The organism is Micromonospora sp. IBHARD003 (assembly GCF_056106285.1).
Map to the genome: position 1 here is coordinate 729,217 of NZ_JBWBBX010000001.1, position 21,102 is coordinate 750,318.

At 67.4% G+C, this 21,102-nt stretch carries 12 protein-coding genes and 1 pseudogene; 11 read left to right on the top strand and 2 right to left on the bottom strand.

From position 1 onward, the window contains the following. Positions 1 to 309: 309 nt before the first annotated feature. The 3 genes from ACTWOL_RS03030 to ACTWOL_RS03040 all read left to right on the top strand — a co-directional run bounded on the left by ACTWOL_RS03030 (position 310) and on the right by ACTWOL_RS03040 (position 2,924). Entirely contained in the window at positions 310 to 792 is a 483-nt protein-coding gene (locus ACTWOL_RS03030) for an Lrp/AsnC family transcriptional regulator (protein WP_474294017.1), read from the top strand. Positions 793 to 1,165: 373 nt separating this feature from the next. Beyond that, positions 1,166 to 1,948: a LamG domain-containing protein gene (locus ACTWOL_RS03035; RefSeq protein WP_474294019.1), complete on the top strand. Its 783-nt coding sequence runs from the start codon at positions 1,166 to 1,168 to the stop codon at positions 1,946 to 1,948. Between the two features lie 412 nt (positions 1,949 to 2,360). Continuing rightward, the gene (locus ACTWOL_RS03040) at positions 2,361 to 2,924 is read left to right on the top strand and encodes a sigma-70 family RNA polymerase sigma factor (protein WP_474294021.1); all 564 of its coding nucleotides are present in this window, start codon (positions 2,361 to 2,363) and stop codon (positions 2,922 to 2,924) included. A gap of 28 nt (positions 2,925 to 2,952) precedes the next feature. Here the strand turns inward: ACTWOL_RS03040 and ACTWOL_RS03045 are convergent, their stop codons facing one another. Further along, entirely contained in the window at positions 2,953 to 3,900 is a 948-nt protein-coding gene (locus ACTWOL_RS03045; protein WP_474294023.1) for a hypothetical protein, read from the bottom strand. Between the two features lie 608 nt (positions 3,901 to 4,508). Here ACTWOL_RS03045 and ACTWOL_RS03050 point away from each other — a divergent pair. From ACTWOL_RS03050 to ACTWOL_RS03080, 7 genes are all read left to right on the top strand, one after another. Beyond that, positions 4,509 to 5,423, top strand: coding sequence for a transposase (locus tag ACTWOL_RS03050; protein WP_474294025.1), 915 nt, complete (start codon positions 4,509 to 4,511; stop codon positions 5,421 to 5,423). Between the two features lie 619 nt (positions 5,424 to 6,042). Beyond that, complete coding sequence (locus tag ACTWOL_RS03055) at positions 6,043 to 6,717, top strand: vWA domain-containing protein (RefSeq protein ID WP_474294027.1); 675 nt, start codon at positions 6,043 to 6,045, stop codon at positions 6,715 to 6,717. 33 nt (positions 6,718 to 6,750) lie between these two features. After that, positions 6,751 to 8,172, top strand: a complete 1,422-nt coding sequence (locus tag ACTWOL_RS03060) for a protein kinase domain-containing protein (protein WP_474294029.1) — start codon at positions 6,751 to 6,753, stop codon at positions 8,170 to 8,172. Next, entirely contained in the window at positions 8,169 to 11,582 is a 3,414-nt protein-coding gene (locus tag ACTWOL_RS03065) for a DEAD/DEAH box helicase (protein WP_474294031.1), read from the top strand. Before ACTWOL_RS03060 ends, ACTWOL_RS03065 begins: the two co-directional genes overlap by 4 nt. A 178-nt stretch (positions 11,583 to 11,760) precedes the next feature. Then, entirely contained in the window at positions 11,761 to 13,014 is a 1,254-nt protein-coding gene (locus tag ACTWOL_RS03070; RefSeq protein ID WP_474294033.1) for a hypothetical protein, read from the top strand. A 115-nt stretch (positions 13,015 to 13,129) separates the two neighbouring features. Then, entirely contained in the window at positions 13,130 to 15,385 is a 2,256-nt protein-coding gene (locus tag ACTWOL_RS03075) for a hypothetical protein (protein ID WP_474294035.1), read from the top strand. After that, positions 15,382 to 17,316, top strand: coding sequence for a DUF2357 domain-containing protein (locus ACTWOL_RS03080; RefSeq protein ID WP_474294036.1), 1,935 nt, complete (start codon positions 15,382 to 15,384; stop codon positions 17,314 to 17,316). Before ACTWOL_RS03075 ends, ACTWOL_RS03080 begins: the two co-directional genes overlap by 4 nt. Before the next feature lie 520 nt (positions 17,317 to 17,836). Here ACTWOL_RS03080 and ACTWOL_RS03085 read toward each other — a convergent pair. Then, positions 17,837 to 19,074, bottom strand: a pseudogene (locus ACTWOL_RS03085) (IS256 family transposase). Between the two features lie 357 nt (positions 19,075 to 19,431). Here ACTWOL_RS03085 and ACTWOL_RS03090 point away from each other — a divergent pair. Continuing rightward, positions 19,432 to 20,883 carry a hypothetical protein gene (locus ACTWOL_RS03090; RefSeq protein ID WP_474294038.1) on the top strand — a complete coding sequence of 484 codons (1,452 nt, stop codon included), beginning with the start codon at positions 19,432 to 19,434 and terminating at the stop codon, positions 20,881 to 20,883. Positions 20,884 to 21,102 lie beyond the last annotated feature (219 nt).

The window sequence follows — 21,102 nt, forward strand, 5'->3', positions numbered from 1 at the left end:
ATAGCCCCTTCCACCCCCACTGGCTCAACAGCCGCGCTGCCGACTGTGCCATTGGCCCAGTCGGAGCCGGGAATCCGCGCTATCGAGAGGTCCAACGGAGCAGCCGGCCTCCTTGGACCGGGCACGGACACTGCCACGAGCGGCCCGGCGACCACCCGGATGCGGCACCCGGACACCCGCCCCGGACATCGCGCCAGGCATCGTCCCGGACCCGGCCGGACACCAGTCCCCTCCCCACCTGGGCCATTGGTACAGTGAAGATCACGTTTCACAGGCCGGAGGCAACGGCCCGGAGGGGGCTGACCGACCATGGCCGTAGACGAGCTCGACACCCGCATCCTGCGTCTGCTGCTCGAGCAGCCCCGCACCAGCGTGCGTGAATACGCACGCCTCCTCGGGATCGCTCGGGGCACCCTCCAGGCGCGCATCGACCGCCTGGAGCGGGACGGGGTGATCACCGGCAGCGGACCGTTCCTGGCTCCGGCCGCGCTGGGACATCCGGTCCTGGCGTTCGTCCACATCGAGGTCACCCAGGGCCATCTGGACGAGGTCGGCGACGCGCTGGCCAAGGTGCCGGAGATCATCGAGGCGTTCTCCATCACGGGCGGCGGGGATCTGCTGACCCGAGTGGTGGCCCGGGACAACGGCCATCTCGAGGACGTCATCCAGCGGCTGATCAATCTGCCGGGCGTGGTCCGTACGCGCACGGAGATGGCACTGCGCGAGCGCGTGGCACACCGGCTGCTGCCGCTCGTGGAGTCGGTTGGCCGGGCCGCCCACGAGCCGCGCTGATCCGCGTCACGCCGCAGGGCTGTCGTGCATTCACGGACACATGGGATCGTCCCGGATATGCCGAGGAATTCCGTCGACGCGACCGCACATGGGGCATATTCACTTTCCGCCTATTGCGACCCGCACCCCGATGCGGAATTCACCCGGCAGGTTCCGAACTCCTCGAGTGAAGTGCACCATACGACATTCGGGGCCGGACTCCGGCACACTGCGCGGCAGTTCCAAACCTCGAAGCGGGCCATTCGGGCAGCCAAAGGGACGATTCGGGCCTCCGGCCCGTCAAGAGTGACCCACCCCACCGGGCCCGCGATGAACCATTCCGCCGTCTCATCCGTCGACCCCAGGGCACTCGCTGAAACCCTGGGAGGGACTCATGACGCGCAGATGGTCACTCATCGCGCTGATCGCCGGGCTCAGCGCCGCCCTGACCTTCGTCATCGCCGACATCGTCCGTGACGGAGCCTCCGGCACATCCGTCGGCACGGCGCCCGCGCCAGCGGGTGCCACCTCCTCGGCGACCGCCCAGCTGCGGGGTGTGGCCTGGTGGCCTGCGCACGAGAAGAGCGGCGCCGTGATCAGGGACGTCACCGGCGGACGGCGGGCGACGCTCATGGGCGGGGCGGGCTGGACCCCGGGCCCGAACGGGGGTGCACTCCTACTGGACGGCAGCAGTGGTTACGCGGACGCGGGCGAGCCCGTGCTCGACACGGACACCGATGACTACTCCGTGACCGCCCGGGTCCGTCTGGACGCCAAGGGCTTTCGCACCGCCGTCTCCATCGACGGCGACGCCGCCAGTGTCTTCTGCCTGCAGTACTCCGAGGACGACGCACGCTTCGCCTTCGGCTTCGAGAGCGCCCGCGCCGTGGCGACAAGCTCCCCCAAGCCCGAACTCGGCCACTGGTACCACCTTGTCGGCACCTACACCCAGCAGACGGGCACGCTGAGCATCTACGTGAACGGGGTCCTGGCCGGCACCGATCACGCGGTCAACGCCCAGTCACCGACGGGGTCGTTGTTGATCGGACGAGCCAAGGTCGATCGCAAGCCTGCCCACTTCTGGAGCGGCGCGATCACTGATGTGCACCTATTCGACCGGGCGTTGAGCGCCGACGAGGCCTCCTCCCTGGCGGCCCGTGAACCGAGCGGGGCATAACGCCCACGGTCACGCGGCCTGTTGGGGCGGCCGGCGGGTCCTTCCCCCTCGCCCGGCCGCCCCTTCGTTTTACGCCAGAGTCAGGCTCGATCGGCGGGAAACGGTTGCAAGCGGAGGTGAAACGGGCACGCGTTCACCATCGAACGGGCAGAACTGCAGACAACCGGACCCAACGAACCACCCCGGTCAGCGTGTTTACATACGGAAACCAGACACATTCGGTCGGCCTTTCGGGCTGTATCGGAGGCACGAATTCCCTCGAATGCCGGTAGAAAATTAGCGACGGCTCGATCAGGCACAGCCCGCCGATATGAGACAGGTGGGGAGACCTCCATGTCGGCTCGATCACGAGCCGTACACGCGCGCACACGAATTCGCCGCGCGTTCAGCACGACCGAGGAGGGAACCCTTTTTGCCGTACACAGAGCTGTCCGCCGAACCCGCGGAGAAAGTCGAGTGCGGGGAGCCGGCCGACAGATTCCTCAGAGATCTGTACGAGCAGCACGGCTCCGTGCTGCTGCGCTTCGCCGCACGACTGCTGGGGGGTGACTGGCACCGGGCCGAGGACATCCTGCAGGAGGTGGCGATCCGCGCGTGGCATCACGCGGCCCGTCTGGATTCCACCGTCGAGTCCCTGCGGCCCTGGCTGTTCACCGTCGTGAGGAATCTCGTCATCGACGGCTACCGCGCCCAGCAGTCGCGCCCGCCGGAGTCCGACGAACCGGACATGGCGCTGGTGACCGTGTCCGACGGCGTCGACCACGCGCTGACCACTCAGGTCGTGGTCGAGGCCCTCAAGGACCTCCCGCCCTTCCAGCGCGAAGTGCTTCTGCACGTGCACTACATGGGCCGGAGCGTCAAGCAGACGGCACACGTCCTCGGCGTGCCGCCCGGCACCGTCAAGTCGCGTACCTTCTACGCCACGCGGGCACTGCGCGACGCGCTGCACGATCGCGGCTTGCGGGCGGCGGCCTGACGAACCGGCCGCCCAGAAGCGGCTCGCATCAGGTAAGACGCCCGGCGTGAACGTCGATCCGCAGGTCCAGGGGCCCGGTATCGAGCGAACCGTCGTCGTCGACCCTGAAGTGCCAGCCGGAGTCCGCCACATCGCCGAGCACGAGTAGCGCGTCCTGCGGGTCGAGGCCCGCCACGGCAGCCTTCTCGTCGGCGAACTGGGCTTCGTCCAGCACGTACAGTCGAGGAGCACACCCCTGCAGCGTCCCGGGGTTGTTGCCTTCGATGAGCCGGAAGACCTGGGTGACCGAAGCCACCGAGCCGGACGGGGAATCCGCCCCCGCCCCGTCCGCTCTCCTGGCCAGCGCCTCCCCCAGTGTCGCGACGGTGTGCAGACGGGCCGAAGAAAGGCCGGCGATCATGTCAGGGGTCGCTACCCCGCCCACCAGCGTTACTTCGGCACGCCCACCCACCGGCCCCGTGATCAGCTCGCCGACGAACGCCCTGGCGAGCTCGCGGACTTGACCGCGCGTACCGCTCAGTGCGATGGCCGCCGATGCCCGGGAGAGATCGACCAGCACCCGCTCGCCGTTGTCCATGCCGATCGTGACGGTCAGGGAGTACGGCTGTTCCGGTGCGCCCGCTTCCCCGGCCGCCGTCTCGCTGAGGAGTTCCTTCCGCACGCTCCAGTTCTCACCGGGCCCGTCCGCGGCCCATGGCCGCGGCGCCAGCGGGTCGGCGCCCGCGAGGCGCACGGTGAGGCGGTCCCCCGAGTGCACGACCGCGTACACGTCCGGCAGCGCGCGGCCTTCCCGCACGCACGACGCCGACAGCTGTCGCAGGGCCAGATCGACGGTGTCCAGCGCGTCCCGCCCGGTGAGGTCCACAGCCGGCCGGGGTGGGGCGGGCTTGTTCCCCCGTTCGGTGACGATCAGGGCGACCACTGCGGCCACCAGGGCCAGGCCGAGCACGACGGCCAGGGCCACGGACAGGTTCATACGACTACCTCGGTCAGGTCCCCGGGGGCTCCACGGACGGGTCAACGGCGACCTACGGACCGCGCCCGCGGATGGTTCACCGCCGAAGGACGCCCGGGCGAGCCGCGCCCCGGTCAGCCCAGGAAGCTCAACCGCACCTGGCGGTGGGGGTTGTCCCTGTTCGTATCCGCCAACCTCCGTTAGGACTGTGAGGATGCTCGGGTGCCGCTCCGGCGGTGGCCTGACTCGCGATACGACTGGCCCTGGTGCCTTGAGTTTGATCTGTCGGCCACTGCTCGGGGCGGCAACTCGCTGCCGCCGGGCAGGGGACGTGTCCCGATAGGGGCCTTAGCGACAGGCACCGTCACAGTCTTGACCGCCCCCGGCCCGGCGACGGCCACCGGTTCCCGAGGCGATCATGAGGCAGGCGACCTTGACCAGCATCACGCAGTCCACCGCCCCATGTCACGTTCCGGCGGACGTCGAGGGCGTTCTGCTCGGCGTGGACACTCACAAGGACGTCCACGCCGCAGCCGTCATCACTGTGCTTGGCGCCGCCCTGGACGGCCGCAGTTTCCCCGCGACCGCAGATGGCTATCGACAACTCATTCACTGGGCACGATCATTCGGTGTGCTGCGGCGGGCCGGCGTCGAGTGCACCGGCTCTTACGGAGGCCGCCCTGACCCGTCACCTGCGCGCCGAGGGCATCGAGGTGACCGAGGTCAACCAGCCTGACAAGGCCGCCCGGCGCTGGCACGGCAAGACCGACGCCATCGACGCAGAGGCCGCCGCCCGCGCCGTGCTGACCGGACGTGCCACCGCGGCGGCGAAGACTGGCGAGGGTCCAGTCGAGATGCTCCGGCTGTTCAAGCTGGCGAAGGGGTCCGCGATCAAGTCCAGGACCCAGACGATCAACCAGCTCAAGAGCGTCCTGGTCTCAGCTGACTCCGCTCTCCGCGAGTCGCTGGCCGGGCTGAGCAACCCGCACCTGTTCAACCGGTGCGCCGACCTCGACACCCAGCACGCGAGCGGGCCGGCCGGGGCCGCCCGTTACACCTTGAGGCTGCTGGCCCGCCGCATCCACCACCTGACCGAAGAGGTCGACGACCTCAACAAGCGGATAGCCGAGGCCGTCGAAGCCAGTACGCCAGGACTGCTGGAAGTCCGCGGCGTCGGCCCGGACAGCGCCGCCGCCCTGCTCATCTCGGCCGGCGACAACCCGGAGCGACTCGTCAGCGAGGCGTCCTTCGCCGCCTTATGCGGCACCAGCCCAGTCGAGGCATCCTCCGGGAAGACACAACGGCGGAGGCTGAACCGGGGCGGTGACCGCCAGGCGAACGCCGCCCTCTACCGGATCGTCCTCAGTCGTCTGCGCTGGGACGAGCGCACCCGCGACTACCTGCAACGACGTCTGACTGAGGGCAAGACACGGCGCGAGATCATCCGCTGCCTCAAACGCTACGTCGCACGAGAAATCTACCGACGCCTTGTCCCAGCGAACCCTCTGGCTGACCAGACAGGACCCGCCGCAGTCGCTGCTTGACATCCATAGGGGCATCAACCTGAGAGTAGCTCGCGCAACAAAGAGAGGCTGCTCCGATCCTTGCTCCTCCGGGAAGCCGCCGCTGCTGACCTACGTAGCACGCGCATGTTCCAGCTTCCACCCACCGTGCTAACCGTCATTGCCAAGCGCCTGGGCCTTGGTAGAACCATCGCGCACAGGCAACCCAGCCAGCGCCGCGTATGGGTTCAACTCGGCGGTCGGAGTCGGCCAGTGACGATACGGGTGTGGTAGCGCAAGAGCGGCTCACGCCGCATGAGACGCCAGGCGGCCTCGGCTCGCCTGAACAACCGGCTCTGTCCGTGCTCATGCTGCTTCGAGTGCGGAGACCACGGCTGCAATGACTTCTATCCTCAGCACCGCCACACATAGGGCACGCTTAGCACTCAGAGACATATCGGCCCGGAGAAACCATATGCAGCCATATGCAAGATTCACCACATATCTCGTGGGCGTCCTCCCTCACAGATCTGTTGTTACGTCTGATCACCCTCAAGCATGATTCGTAGTATCTTGTCTGCTTCAGCGTTAGGAATGGCCTTGCCGCAACTAGGCGTATGATGTGCAGCCCTTGGTGCGGTGAGAGCGATGGGGGGACATCGTGGGTGCCGCGCCGCGTTTCATGGCCGCGAAGGCTCGTCCGTTGCCGGTGCTTGTACTGGCGGACGTGAGCGGAAGCATGGGGGAACCCCGAGAGAAGATTGATGTACTCAATGAGTGCATCCGCCACATGCTCGACGATTTCGCTACCGCCGATGTCGGGCGAGGCGCCATCCACGTCGGCGTGATCGCCTTCAGCCAGAACCGGGCCGAATTGCATCAAGACATGGTGCCCGCGGCCGAGGCTTCCTGGATCGACATGGAAGCCCAGGGAGGCACCCCGCTCGGCGCGGCTCTCGGGCTCGCCGACGAGGTGCTGCGCGACGAGTCAGCCGTCCCGGCCCGCTCCTTCTCTCCCACTCTCGTTCTCGTCTCCGACGGAATGCCCACTGACGAGTGGGAAGATGCCCTCGACCGTTTGCTTGACTCCCCCAAGGGTTCTCGAGCCAACCGGCTGGCTGTCGCCATCGGTCCCGACATGACTGAACAAGCGAAGGCCGTACTGCGTCGCTTCGTCAGCGACGAGGCCAACGGCGTGTTCGAGGCACATGACGTCGGACGTATTCAGCAGTACTTCCGCTGGGTCACGGTCACCGTCACTCAACAGGCCCGAAGTACTCGTCCGGACCGGGCACCGGTATTGCGCCCCGACGATCTGTCCGACTTCGGCGCCTGAACCTGTCGAAGAACGCAGCGAGAGGAAGCACCCGTGGCATCGCGCTGGGATCTCGGCGGTCTGCTGCGGCCCATCGAGGACGAGTACCACCAGCTGTGGCCGCTGTCCCACTCGATAGGTGCCGGTGGGCAGGGCGAGGTGTGGCTGGCCCGTGGCGGACGTACCGCCATCAAGATGATCACTGCTCCGACTCAGGAAGCAGCGGAAGCCGTTCACACTCGGCTGCGCCGCATCCAACGCCTGCCGCTGGACGGCGTTCCGTTGGCCGGCGTCCTCGCCCTGCTCGCTCCGCCGAAGCTCGGTTATGTGATGGAACTCGCCGACGAGATGGTCCCGCTGGACACCTTGTGTGTGCCCGACGAGGAAGACCTCGCGGCCTGGTACCTGCGCACCGGCGGCCTGGAACGCCGACTGCGGCTGCTCGCCAAACTCGCGGATGCCGTCGCCCGGCTTCACTCACGCGCCATCGTGTACCAGGACCTGTCGCCCTCGAACGTGCTGGTCTCCGTAGCTCCCGAGCAGCAGGAGATCCGCCTTATCGACGTGGACAATCTCGGTCTTGTCTCGGCCGTCGCATCTGCGCCGGTGCACACCCCGGGATACGGGGCACCAGAAATCGTGTCGGGGCGCAGTGGTGCCACGACGCTGGCCGACGCGCACGCACTCGCCGTCCTGATCTTCGAGACCCTCACGACAAGCCACCCGTTCCGGGGCGACGAGGTTCTGGACTCCGATCCCGCCTACCAACAGGAGTACGCGGACTACTTCCGCCTCCCCTGGATCGACCATCCCACTGACCGCACCAACGAGTGCACCTTGGGCATCACGCCGCGGGAAGAGGTATTGTCCGGTCAGCTGTGGGGCCTTGCCACCCGGTGCTTCGTGGACGCCGTGACCGATCCTTTGGTCCGGCCGTCGGCTGCCCGGTGGGCCGCGGCACTGCACTCCGCAGCGGGACAGACAGTCGAGTGCCCGGAGTGTCGCTGGAGCTACCGTGCCGCCGCCTCCTCCTGCCTGGCCTGCGGAAAGCCCCGAGACCGGGTCTGGCTGCTGCGCCACGGACTGACCGGCCCGGTCGGTACCGAGCCAGGAGACCGGTCAGGGAATGATGACGACCCTCCCCTTGTAGAGCTAGCGGAGGTGCCTCTGCCCGACTTCACCGTACTGCGCCCCGATAGCGAGACGACACTGACCGCCCGTCACACCTCTCCTGCTCCGGACCGGCTCGATGCGGTGGTCGCGCAGTTGCGGTGCCAGGGCCGGGACGTGACTGTGTCGAACCTCTCGCGCAACAGTCTCTGGCTCGACCACCAGGACGGTCGGCCGTGGCGTGAGATCGGCCAGGGAAGCCAGGCAACTGTGCCGGTCGACGGCCGTTCCTGGACACTTCACTTCGGCAGGCAAGGTGTGATCCATCGCTGGTTACGTCTGATGGCGCTGGAGGCGAGCGGATGAGCGCGCGCCCCAAACAGCCGGCCATGCCGGCCCGTATGCCGGGCGAACCCGTGCTCGTGTCCTTCCTCTGGCATCGAGTACCACAGGGGTTCACCGACCAGGCTATCCCCGACGGCAGCGAAGTCCGCCTCTATCACCGGCCCACAGGCCAACTGGACCTGGTCACCGATTCCGCTACGTTCGGGATCAAGCCAGCGACTCCGGAGGACGAGCGGAAGCTCGATCGAGTCCAGGCGGCCGGGACCACTTGTGTGACAGTCACCGCACATCCGGTCCGCCCGCAGCCGCCCACGCCCGTCCCGTCGCCTCGACGCCGTACCGGAAACCCGCATCAGCCCTCGTCGGCGGCCGATAGTCCTTTCACCCTGCGGGTTCACATCTACGCCCCTGCCGCAGGACTCGCGGTACCGCTCACCACCGGACTGCTCCTCGATGTCGATGACGCCGTGCTGGAGGACGCCACCAAGTACGCGGACCGCACGGACAACGTCAATGTCGGTTCACTCATGGAGTTCATGGCACGCGAACTCCTCCTGGAGCCCCGTCCCGGGGCTCCAGCGGGCGCAAGGCGCATGGTGGTCTCGGCCGGACCGGCCGGAAGCTTCGCAGCCGGCTTCCGGGTGCACGGACCAGGGCTCATGGCTGATGTCGAGAAACACAGTGCCGGCTACCGCATCGTCCGTTTGCTCAGCTCGGTCCACGATCGGCACGGCACCGTTCAGAAGGCACTGGCCGTCGGGTCCATCGAGTTCCGCGACATGACCGCCAGGCAGCGGGACCGCGAGAGGATACAGCAGGGCCTCGACCTGGTGGCCAGCCAGAACGGCTACCTGGCCATGTGGGACAGGTACCAGGAGCTGGAGGCGCGCCACATCAGGAGACGCCTCCGTGACTTCGGAACCATCCGCTACACCGACGTCAAGGTCGAGTCCGACGGCCGCTGCGCGTTCACTGTGGACCTCAGCCGGGCCCTGCCCCGTACCCGAGCCGTGTTAGAGAACACAGCTGCGGCCGAACGCGTCGAGCTCGAGGCTGCTGAGAGACTTCCGGCCTCCGTGACGGACACCGCGATGACCGACCGGGAGTGGCTCGTAGCATCCCGCGCGCAGAAGGTGAAGGCCTGGGTCGGTGAACCGCTCGGATACGACAGTGTCACCGAGGTCCTGAGGCTCACTGCGACCCTCAACAACCAACAGGACCCGCCCCCTCAAGGGTGGCTCTACCTGGCGCACCGCGGTGATCAGCGTCGGCTCGACCGGCGCGAAAAGGCCATGCAGCAGCTGCGCACCGACGGAACGCACATTCCTGCGCTACCGACTCTGCTGGAGGGAGGTGCCTGGCCGCAGCCGGCACGACAGCGGATCACAAAGCTCTCCCCTTCCGCACTCAGCTGCTTCGCTCCTCACGGACCGACACCGGCCCAGCGGGAGGCGGTGCTCACCGCCCTCAACACTCCAGACATCGCGATCATCCAAGGACCACCGGGCACCGGCAAGACTCAGGTAATCGCTGCTCTGGTCAACCAGCTGGGCGACCTCGCCCTAGGGGGAGATGTGGCCGGGAGCACCCTGTTGACGAGTTTCCAGCATGCGGCAGTGGACCACCTCGTCACTCGTGGCTGGGTCTTCGGGCTTCCACCGCTCAAGGTGGATTCCCGCGGCCGGGGCAGCAAAGTGGCACTGGATACCTGGCGTATCGAGGCAGCCCGCGCTGCCGACCTGCGGTTGCGTGAGCGCCCGGCAGGGCCTCATCTGGCCGCTCGGCGAGCCGCCGCCGAGCTGGCCGCCACCTATCGGGCGGCACCGGTCCCGCCCGAGTTCCTGCCGCGCTTCCTGGACCAGGTGCTCACCCAGGTCGGGGACATCGCCGAACCGTCCCTGTTCGGTGAACTCCGCAGTCACAGGGACCGGGCCGAACAGCAACGCATGCGAGCCGCCGCCATGGCCGACTCCGACGTGCGCGCGGATCTGCTGCCTTACATCCGGTCGCTGCGCTGCACCGTAACCGGATTCCACGATGACGGGCCCCGCACAGCCCGGGCGCTGTTGACACGGCTAGAACTCGCCGACAGTCCGCTGTTCGACGGCATCTCGTACCAGGAACCCCTGCGCGCAGCGATCGGCGCCACCACACCACATACCGAACTGCTCAACGCGCTTACCGCGTTGCGCGACGCCCTGGTCGACCGTCTCACCGCGCGCATCCGACTTCCAGAGGTCACCGTGGCCGATCCCGCGATCGTCGACCTCCTCGACCGGCTCGCAATACAGCTCGCGGAAGCGGTGACCCGGTCGCCCGACGCCATAGCCGGGGCGCTGCTGGACTACCGGGATGATCTGCGCAGCGATCCAGAAGGTGTCGACGACACACTCCGCGCCTATACCGTCTCGCTGGCCTCGACCTGCCAGCAGGCCGTTTCCAAAGCCATGGTCGATGTCGGCCGTCGGGATGGAGCGTTCGAGTCGGTCGTCGTCGACGAGGCAGCGCGGGCCAACCCGCTGGATCTCCTCATCCCCCTCGCCCAGGCCCGCCGCCGGATCGTGCTGGTCGGTGACCACGCCCAGCTTCCCCACATGCTGGAACCCGACGTGGAGCGCGAGCTGAGTTCGCTCGGCGACGACGTCCGTGACCGGCTGCAGGAGAGTCTGTTCCAACGACTGGCCCGTCAGTGGGAGCACGGCTCATCCGACGGGCACTCCCGGTTCGTCCGCCTCGACACCCAGTTCCGCATGCATCCGGTACTCGGCAACTTCGTCAGCGACAACTTCTACAAGGGACAATTGCGCAACGGCCGTGAGGCGAGTGACTTCACCCACGGGATCGAACGGTACGGTGAATTTCCCGCAGTATGGCTTCCCGTGCCGCAGTCCGCCGGCGGTGAGACCCAACGGGGAACGAGCCGTGCCCGTCACGCCGAAGCCGTCGTCATCGCCGCGGAGATAGCCGCGCTGATCGAGCGGAACCCGAGGATGACCTTCGGCGTCATCTCGTTCTACGCCGCACAGGTCACCGAGGTATGGAAAGAGCTGAAGAAGGCCGGGCTCGCCGAGTTCACCGATGCGGGCGGGTGGCGCCCCGTGCCCCGGCTCAGCCGTGATGAGGACGGCACACCGCTCGACCGATTGCGGGTCGGCACCGTCGATGCCTTCCAGGGCATGGAGTTCTCGGTCACCTATCTGTCCACTGTGCGCAGCTGTGCACCAGCCGCACGGACCGACGCCAAGCGCGCTTACGGGCACCTGACCGTCGCCAACCGGCTGTGCGTGGCGATGAGCCGCCAGCAGCGGGTGCTGGCCGTGGTGGGCGACGACTACATGTTCGGCCCCGGCAGTCCGGAGGCGGTCAAGCCTCTTGCCGCGTTCCTGACGCTGTGCCAGAAGGGAGTGGACGGCCGTGTCGTTCGACCGTGAGACCCCTGTCTTCCAGCTGGCTCTCCCGCCCCGCCAACGGTACCGGCCTGTTCTGCTGCCCGTGTGGGTTCACCAGGCAACGGCACCGACCGGCTACTCCCGGACACTGGACGTCTTCCAGACCGTGGTGCTGCGCCTGTGTGCCGCCGGGGTCCGAGATGTCGGTGACCTGTCCCGGTTGATCGGGCTGGAGACTGCCCTGTGCCGCACGGTGATTGCCCGGCTCGTGGAGGGGCAGCTGATGGCAAACGGGCTGCAGCTGACCGAGGCGGGGCAGCGCACCGTGGCCGAAGGCGAAGTCGCGGAGACGGAGCCCCGGCTCGTCCGTGTCTTCCAGGACCCGGCCACCGGAATGCTGTTGCCTCGTATCCTGGTCGCCGATCCCGTACGCGCTGACCTGCGAGCGCATCGCGGCCGCTGGGTCACCATCCAGTTCGGTACTGCTGGTGCCTCCCGGGAGGTCAGCGCGCTGACGCTCCCGGCCGACGGCTCCTGGATGCGTCCGTCGGAACGTGATGTCCTCGAAGCCTGCAAGTGTCACGATCTGGCGGCGCGGGGCCTGCGCGGTGCTTCCCGCGATCCGGCCGGCTCCGTGGGGACGGCCCGACGGGTCGGATTTCACGGTACGGCGAACCCAGCCCATGTCGTGTGCTACGTCGTCGAGGGCAACGACGGGTCCGGGCGCATGTGGACCGTGGAGGACCCGTTCGCGGTGGGCGACGGACGTTTCTTCGCAGATCTTTTGGCCGCCCGTGCAGAGGCTGATGAGCAGTTGGCCCGGCTGATCGACGACATGCTCGGAAAGGGCCGCCGCGACCGGACCACCGCCGCGCGCAAGGTCGACCGGGAGCTCGCCGAGGATGCCCGCGCCGACGTGGTACGTATGCTCGGCGAGGAGGTCCGGAACCACTCGGAAGTATTGACCCACCTCGCGGACATCGAGCTGGCGCTGCTGAAGGACACTGCGCGGGAACGGGAGAACGCCGCACGCAACGCCATTCGCGTCTTCGAGTGCATACTCCCCGAACTCAACGAACGATTCCCCGCCCGGATCCCACCGTCCAGGGAGCCGGGGGTGCGGGAGCGCACGTTTGTACTGACCGCCCAGCGCCTGGGCGCCACATCCGTGCCGCCGGAGATGCGCAAGTACTGCTCCAGACCGGCCGGCGGGCTGGCCGGCGACATCATTAGAGCCGTCTGGGCGGCCGGGGAGAACGCGCAGCATCCGTTCGCCGCGTTCATCCGCGAGCGCCCCACCCTTCTGGAGGATCTCGACCGGTCACGCATCCTGCGCAACAACGCGACGCACGGACCGACCGGCGCCCCGGCCCCTGATGAGCTGGAGCACATCCGAGCTCTAGCTTACGACGCAGCCCGCCACTTGCTCGATCTGAGCAGCGGCCGAACCACAATCAGCAAGAGGGTGAACTGACGACATGGGGAAGAGGCAGACACGACCACGTCAGAAGGGCAAGGGGACGGTCTGGCCGGGGCAGCCGCCCGCTCCTAAGCACACCGAGGCCGCCCATGGTCGTCAGCCGGCCCCGATGGCTTCCCCCATCGGCCCGAAGAGCGCCGACGACACCGCGGCGCTGCTGGCGGAGATACAGCAGGTCGCGAACGAGGTCCAAGTGGTGGTCGCGGCGGGGGCCGGGTCCGACGGCGCGAGCTCCGACCTCGCGTCGGCCTGGCAGCAGTACCGTGCACTCGCCGAGCGCCAGGCAGACGCAGCGAACGCGTTGTCGGTGCAGGCGGAGGCGCTCCGTGCCGAGCAGGAGGAACTCACTGCCGCGACCGCCCGACGGGCCGAGGAAGCCGCAGCTCTGCAGGAGAGGAGCGCCGCGCTGGATGCCCGCACGGAACTCCTCGACCGCAAGGAACGCGATCTGTCCGACCGCGAGCAAGCGGCTGAAGCGGCATTCACCGAACGCCGCCTGGAGGCAGGCCGAGAGCTGGAGGCCTGGCTGACGGAGCAGCGCCGGACGGCAGTGGCCGCCATCGACACCGAACGCCAGGACCGACAGGCACGGTGGAGCGAGGAGCAGCGTCGCCTGGCCGACACGCAGACGGCCCTGGACCAGCGGGAGAGTGAACTCGCCCAGCGCGAGAGAGATCTGCGATCCGCCCGGCTCCGGCTGGAGGACGAACGTGAGGACATCGCCCACCTCAAGGCCGCCCTCAAGGAGCAGCAGGCCACCCGTGCGGAACGGTTCGAACATGAGGTGACAAGCCGCACCGGCCAGTTGCTTCAGCAGATGGAGGAGAGCCGGCGCAGGATTGCTGTCCTCACCGAAGGGAGCGAACGTCTGAGCGCCCGACTCAACGAGTACGACGGCGCACTGGCGTCCCTGGGGGGCATGCCCCTGGAGCAGGTCGTCGAGCGCCTGACCGAGCTTCGCGCTGAGAACGCCCGTCTCCTGGAGGAGAACGCCGCCGCGCCACAAGCCGACGCCCTCCTGCTCGAGCAACTGCGGCAGCGAGTCACACGCCTCGCCGCCGACAACGAAGAGCTGGTGCGGGAGCGCGGGGAACTGGAGTCCGCGCTCCAACGTGATCGCATCGCGGTCAACGAGCGTCAGAATTACGTCGAACACAATAACTGGTTGCGCGCTGCCAACGACCAACTGCAGCAACTGCTCAACGAGGAAGCGGCCAAACTCCGAGCCACGGCCCAGGTCGGCAAGGAAGGCCAGGCTTTTCCGGCCTGCTCGTACATGGACCGGGAGTTCGGCACGCCCCGGCCCTTCGACACACGTACGCCGGCTATGCCCGAGCTAGTGCACCAGATGCAGGCGGTCATCCGCCAGCAGGCCGGTCTCTCCTATGGTCTGTCCGACCTGCGCCTGGTCCTGGCGGGCATGGCGATGAGCCGTCTCCATCTTTTCCAGGGCATCAGCGGGATCGGGAAGACCGGTCTGGCCCGCGCGCTTGCCGTCGCCTTCGGCAGTGACACCAGTGCCGCCGTGGTGCCCGTCCAGGCCGGCTGGCGCGACCCGCAGGACCTCATGGGCTACTACAACAGCTTCGACCGGATCTTCTACGAATCCGAGTTCACCAAGGCTCTGTACCGTGCCCAGTGCCCCGCTTTCAAGGACCGGCCCTTCTTCATCGTCCTCGACGAGATGAACCTCTCCCATCCCGAACAGTACTTCAGCGGAGTGCTGTCGGCCCTGGCCATCAAGGATCGGCCCAGTCTGGCACTGACCACGGCACCGGTCAGAAACCCTGCCGACCTGATCATCGGCGGAACGCACATAGCTGTCCCGGACAATGTCTGGTTCATCGGTACCGCCAATCACGACGAGACAACCGTCGGCTTCGCCGACAAGACCTACGACCGGGCCTTCGTCCTGGAGCTGCCCTGGCAGCACCCGGACGTGCCGGAGACGGCACCCGCATTCCCGGAACCACTCGGCCATCAGGGTCTCACCCAGTCCTTCGACAAGGTAGAGGCCACCTACGGCGCGCAGGCCGACGGCATCATCGAATTCCTCGACACCCACTGGCGCGGTCGCCTCGCGGAGGAACTGCGCATCGGGTGGGGCAACCGGCTTGAGAAGCAGATCAGGCAGTTCGCACCCGTCGTGGTCGCCGCCGGAGGCAGCCCGGGTGAGGCATTGGACCATCTTTTGGCCACACGCATCCTGCGCTCGGTCCGGGGACGGTATGACATCCATACCGACACCCTCGACACACTGCGCACCGACCTCGTCGAAAGCCTGATGCGGTTCGACAGCGCTCACGAACCGGCGGCGACGCGACGGCTGCTGGACGACGAGCTCCGCTCGCGTGGTCGGCAATGAAGCGGGAAGCAGTCGAGCCGGAACTCGACTCCCTCCTCGTCCGCCATCTTCTGGCCCTGTCGGCCCGTCTCAGCGAAGCCACCGCGCTCGGCGACTGGCTGGCGATACCGCCGATCATCCTCGATGTCACCGAGGAGGCAGATGCCTTGCCGCTGGAGGACATCTTCGAGCGCGAGTCCGGTGCGCTGCGCGCGGTCTGCCACCGCCCGTACACGCGTCTGCGCACAGTGGAGGAGGTGGTGCCGACGTCCCGGGCCCGCTCGATCGCTTCCGGCGCTGCGGCGCGCCTGGCTTCCCGGCCCGAGGACTGGGCTTCGCACACGCTCGCCGGCGTGCGCCCCAGCCGTCTGCTGGCCCGGCGCAGTGAGGAGGACGTCGACATCTACGAGAACCGAGTCGCTGTGGCTGTCCTCAATGTAATGCGGTCGCATCTGCAGCAGCGGATCGCCCAGCTCAGGGACCTCAGCAGGATGGTGGACGATGTACACGGTCTGCTCATGACCTCGGAGGAGACCTCCTGGCGGGCCCGGTGGGACCTGGCCGGGCTGCTGAGAAACATCGAGGACTCCGGTCGGCAACGGGCGGCCGCAGGAACGCGCCTGCGGACACTGGAATCGCTGCTTGCGGTAGTGGAGATCATGCTGAGTTCGCCGTTGGCGCGCGCGGTCGACCACCGCTCCGCACCACCCCGCGAACTGCATCCCACGAATTTACTCAGCAGCGACCCGCACTACCGCAGGGTGGCCTCACTCTGGCAGGCCTGCATCACCATCGCCACCGTACGCCCCGGGGAGGCCGAGACCGCCCGGCGCCGCCAAGAGGTCCGCGTCGCCTTCGAACGGTTCACCGGCCTCCTGCTGCTCCTCGCCTGCACACTGCTTCAGGCCATCCCGGACGCCCATCAGCCGGCCCCTGCTCCCGGCCGGACCACCCGCTTCCGCATGCGCGGTGAGCAGTTGACGGTCACCTGGTCCCGAACAGGTGACTTCATCCTTCACTGGCGTGACCGCCAGGCGCTGCGCGTCATTCCGCTCACGACCGACCTGTGCACGGCTCCCGACGCAGCCTCCATCGCCGCGTCGATCTCAGGCGTCCGCCGAGACCGGCCGGCCACCGAGTGTGGCGACGACCTCATCGTCCATCCGGGACTGCTCCAGGAACGCCAGGACGCAGAGCCCAACGTCGCCGGGGCCGCGTATCGGATCGGGCACGGCGACGGCGATGCGTCGGGGCAGCATGTCGGCGTTGCCCCGCTGTCCCCACTGGACATCTTCAGCGTCAGCCGTCTGGTGCGGGCCGTCCAATGGGCCACCTTGGGCGCCGACGCGCGCCGCTACCCTCTCACCGTCTCCATGCCCGCTGGCATGCGTTCCACTGTGGCGAACTGCGACTGGCTCGAGCCCCGTCCTGACGGTGTGGCGGTCGTGCGCGCCCCAAGCTCGGGGGAGCTTGAGCGGCTCTCCGTCCTGCTCAAGACGGCCCAAGGGCGGCACGGCAGTAGTCGAGCAGCGGAGCACGACGTCCAGCGACTGCGGACTGTTTCCAAGACGTTGAAGGACGCAGCCGCCCAGACCGAACTGCTCGAAGTGTGCCCGGTGTGTGCCAAGACCGGCTCTCAGCGCCAGACCGTGTTCGAGCCCCGCGATGGCGGCCTGTTCGCAGCACTCTGCTCCGCGTGCCGCACCCGATGGGAGCTCCGCCGCTGCCTGGCCTGTAGACGGACCTTCCCTCTACTGGAACCGGATGGCTCCGCCGCTACCGGAGCCCCCGAGTCCGACCTCGATGGCCGTCTCGGTGGCGCCTTCCTGGCAGTCTCGTGCTGGGCATCGCAGGGCACCGGTCAGTTCATCTGCCCAGCGTGCAGCACCTGCGGCCAGGCGACTCGAGCCGTTTCCTGCCCACGCGGATGTTCAACTTGGGCACCACGCTAACTGAGCGTTTGGTCCTTTTTCGTTGCAGTCGGTTGGGGATTGGCGGGCGTGTCGGCTCGGGACTGAACAGGCTGCTGAGTCGACCGGTGCGGGATCCGGCGGGAGAGGACCATCTCGTCCTGACATCTCCTGTCTCCCAGGACGACGCGATGCCACCCCCTTCTGCCCCCTCGCCAGCCAGCCGCCGCACAGTACATCGAAGACGTGACTCCCGCGACGGGTTCCCCAGCGATCTGTCCGACTACAGCGCCCCGATGCTGACCGCAGAGGTGTCCGGGAAGTCTGCAGCCTCGCCGTGCGGCCTGAGCCACGTCGTAGGGCGCCGGACCCCACCCGCAAAGGCACCTGTACGCGCGGTGCGCCGAACACTCTTCCGCCACCCACTGCCCACTGTCAGTGCCCAGGTCTATCGTCATGCGTGACGGTTCGAGGATATGAAGGCGTCATGCGTCATCTGCTGCCGTAGGTCACGTCCGCTGGAGTGGTGTATTGACGGCCACTCGGTGATCTCGTTTTGAGGTTATGCGGTGAGTTCGGTCGGGAGGACGGTGTCGTCGGATTCTGACTCGATCGGGTGGAGGCGGGCCTTGGCGAGCAGGTCGAGTCCCATGTAGCGGCGGGCTTCGGTCCACTCGTCGTTCTGCTCGGCCAGCACCGCGCCGACGAGCCGGATGAGGGCGGTGCGGTCGGGGAAGATGCCGACCACGTCGGTGCGGCGGCGGATCTCCTTGTTCAGCCGCTCCTGTGGGTTGTTCGACCAGATCTGCCGCCAGATCTCGCGTGGGAACGCAGTGAAGGCCAGCAGGTCGTGCTGAGCGGTGTCCAAGTGGGCTGCAGCTTTGGGGAACTTGGCTTCCAGCGCGTTCAGCACATGTCGCATCTGGGCCTGGACGGCGTCGGCATCGGGCTGTTCGAAGACCGTCCGCAGTAGCGTGGCCACCCACGGCTGGGCGGACTTCGGCACCTGGCTCAGCAAGTTCCGGGCGTAATGCGTGCGGCATCGTTGCCAGGAGGCGCCGGGCAGGACCGCGCCGATCGCGTTCACCAGGCCGGTGTGGGCGTCGGAGACGACCAGCTGGACGCCGGACAGGCCGCGGGCGGTCAGGGAGCGCAGGAAGGCGAGCCAGCCGGCGCCGTCCTCGGCGGTGGCGACGTCGATGCCGAGGATCTCGCGGTGGCCGTCGGCGTTGACGCCGACCGCGATCAGGGCGTGGACGTTGATGATGCGGCCGCCCTCGCGGACCTTCTGGGTCAGCGCATCGACCCAGACGAAGGCATACGGGCCGGTGTCCAGGGCCGGTTACGGAAGGCGGCGACCTGCTCGTCGAGGTGTTTGGCCATCGCGCTGACCTGGGACTTCGACAGCTGGGTGACGCCGAGGGACTCGGCGAGCTTCTCGACTCTGCGGGTGGAGACGCCGAGCAGGTAAGCGGTGGCGCCCACGCTGATGAGGGCCTGTTCGGCCCGTCGGCGTCGTTCGAGAAGCCAGTGGGGGAAGTAGCTGCCCTGCCTCAGCTTGGGGACGGCGAGTTCGACGGTGCCGGCCCTCGTGTCCCACTCGCGTGGGCGGTAGCCGTTGCGGTGGTTGACGCGTTCCTCGCTGACCTGGCCGTATTCGGCGTTGCAGAGAGCGTCGGCCTCCGCGGACATGAGTGCGTCGGCGAACGTCTTGACCATCGCGCGCAGCAGATCGGGACTCGCCGCGGCGAGGTTGTCCTCGGTGAGGGCGTGCAGGGGCAGACTGTCAGGTGCGGTCATCGTGCTGATCTCCTTCGAGGCTTCGACACTTCGAAGATCAGCCGGTGGCCGTTCATCTATGCGGGCCCCATCCTGATGCCGGAGCAAACCCCCGGATCAGGTCGAACCCGTACACCACTTCCCTGGACGCAACCAGAGCGTCAGCCCTTCTAAGCTATGCACTTGGCCGCAGGTTCCAGCCCAGTTCATTGCGCTTCGAGCGAGACCTTTGAGCAGAGTGGTACGAGCCTGGGTGTTTCAGTACACCAGCGGGTGCCTCGAAGCATCCCCAATCCCGGGGATCCACGCTTCCGTGGGACACGGACCTGCCGGACTGCACTCGACGCCGTAGGTTGGCGACCAGCCATAGCGAGTCGAGTGGAGCGCGAAGTCGTGAAGTACACGTTGACGGAGCAACAGGTCCGACTGCTTCGCAAGGTCGCAGCTTCCTCGGATGCGTTGCCCGTCCCCTCCCAGAGCTCGACCACGGCTTGGGCCCTTGAGCAGCGCGGCCTGATCAAGCGCAACTGGACCAGGAACGGCGCGCACGTCGCGACCGTGACCACAGACGCTCGCTATTACCTCAAGCACGGCAAACACCCGCAGGAGGTGCAAGCCGAGAAGGAACGCCTGAAGAACGACTCAGGCCAGGCCGCTCGCGCACCCGGCAATGGAGCCGATCTCATCGCCCGACTGAAATCCGTCGCCGGGAAGATCACTGTGGCCGACCCGGGCCCCAAGACCCGAGGGCGGTGGAGGGCCGCTTGCTACGCCGCCCTCCACCAAGGCCACGTGCCTGCAGGGCACAAGCTCCGTTGGACGGGTCGGCAGCGGGGCGACTGCGTCTTCACTCTCGTCGACGAGGAGGGCGAGAGGGCAGCTCAACCCCCGCCCCTGCCGACCGTCGAAGTCCCAGACACACTGGAACAGCCACACCGTCTTGTCCGCGCGACGATGAAGGCCCTGGGGCGCTCCCAGACCGTCGTCGACACCCGAGGCAAGGCCGATGTGATCCCCGTGCACACATCGCGCACACTCGTGGACCGAGCCCTACGGATCATGCACGATCTACTGATCGAAGCGGAGAACCGTGGCTACCAGGTGGAGACGCGGACCGAACTTCACCGCGGTGAAGCCGAGCACAGCCTGGTCGTGGTCATCCGAGGGCGAGCCTTTCCGCTCTCGATCACCGAGGAGAAGACCAAGGTTCCGCACGAACCAACCCCTCAAGAGATCCGGAAACAACAGCGCAACCCCTGGACGCGGCTCCCCAAGTACGACGAGGAGTTCAACGGTCGCCTCGCCGTCGGCGCATCGGTAAAGCACCATTGGCAGCGCTCCTATGCATACCGCGACGGCGCCCGCTGGACTCTGGAATCCCGGCTGGGGCACCTGCTGCGTGACCTCGAAGACCGGGCGGCGGAAGCGGAACGCCAACAGCGCGAGCGGGAACTCCGGGAGGCAGAGCAGCGGCGGCAGTGGTACCGAGTGATCGCGCGAGTGCGGCAACAACAGATCGAGCGGCATCGGGCCCAATTTCTGCTCGAACAGGCACGAGCCTGGCATCAGGCCAACGAGATCCGAGCGTTGTGCCAGGCCCACGCTCGGGCGTGTGGCCCCACGCCGGCAGGTGAGCGAGAATGGCTCGAGTGGGCCGAAGCGTACGCGGCGACACTCGACCCGCTCACTTCTCCGCTCCTCGCCCCGCCGGATCCGCCCGCCACTCGGGAGGCTCTACGCGAACTCCTCAGAGGAGACCTTCACGCTTACCCATGGCCCTTCGACGCCCAGGGTCACTGGACGCCCGACGCGGAGGAGCCGAGCGTCTAGCGATCCTCTTGTTCGGGCCTCGACGCCCTCGCCGATACAGTGGGTGACCTCGAGCCAGTGTCCGAGGCCTTCACGCTCCCAGAGCACTTCAGGAGTGGATCAGCGGCATTGGGGAGAAGGAACGCCGCCGCACCGTGCAGGTCAAGGAGCAGTTCCTGTCCGCGATCACGCTCTACCGAATGAATAGCGCAGGCGTACGCTCCTACCAGCTACGTTATG

Bases quoted from the DNA above. Each gene is read 5' to 3' on its own strand.
- ACTWOL_RS03030 (WP_474294017.1), top strand. From the start codon at position 310: ATGGCCGTAGACGAGCTCGACACCCGCATCCTGCGTCTGCTGCTCGAG.
- ACTWOL_RS03035 (WP_474294019.1), top strand. From the start codon at position 1,166: ATGACGCGCAGATGGTCACTCATCGCGCTGATCGCCGGGCTCAGCGCC.
- ACTWOL_RS03045 (WP_474294023.1), bottom strand. From the start codon at position 3,900: ATGAACCTGTCCGTGGCCCTGGCCGTCGTGCTCGGCCTGGCCCTGGTG.
- ACTWOL_RS03065 (WP_474294031.1), top strand. From the start codon at position 8,169: ATGAGCGCGCGCCCCAAACAGCCGGCCATGCCGGCCCGTATGCCGGGC.
- ACTWOL_RS03075 (WP_474294035.1), top strand. From the start codon at position 13,130: ATGGCTTCCCCCATCGGCCCGAAGAGCGCCGACGACACCGCGGCGCTG.
- ACTWOL_RS03080 (WP_474294036.1), top strand. From the start codon at position 15,382: ATGAAGCGGGAAGCAGTCGAGCCGGAACTCGACTCCCTCCTCGTCCGC.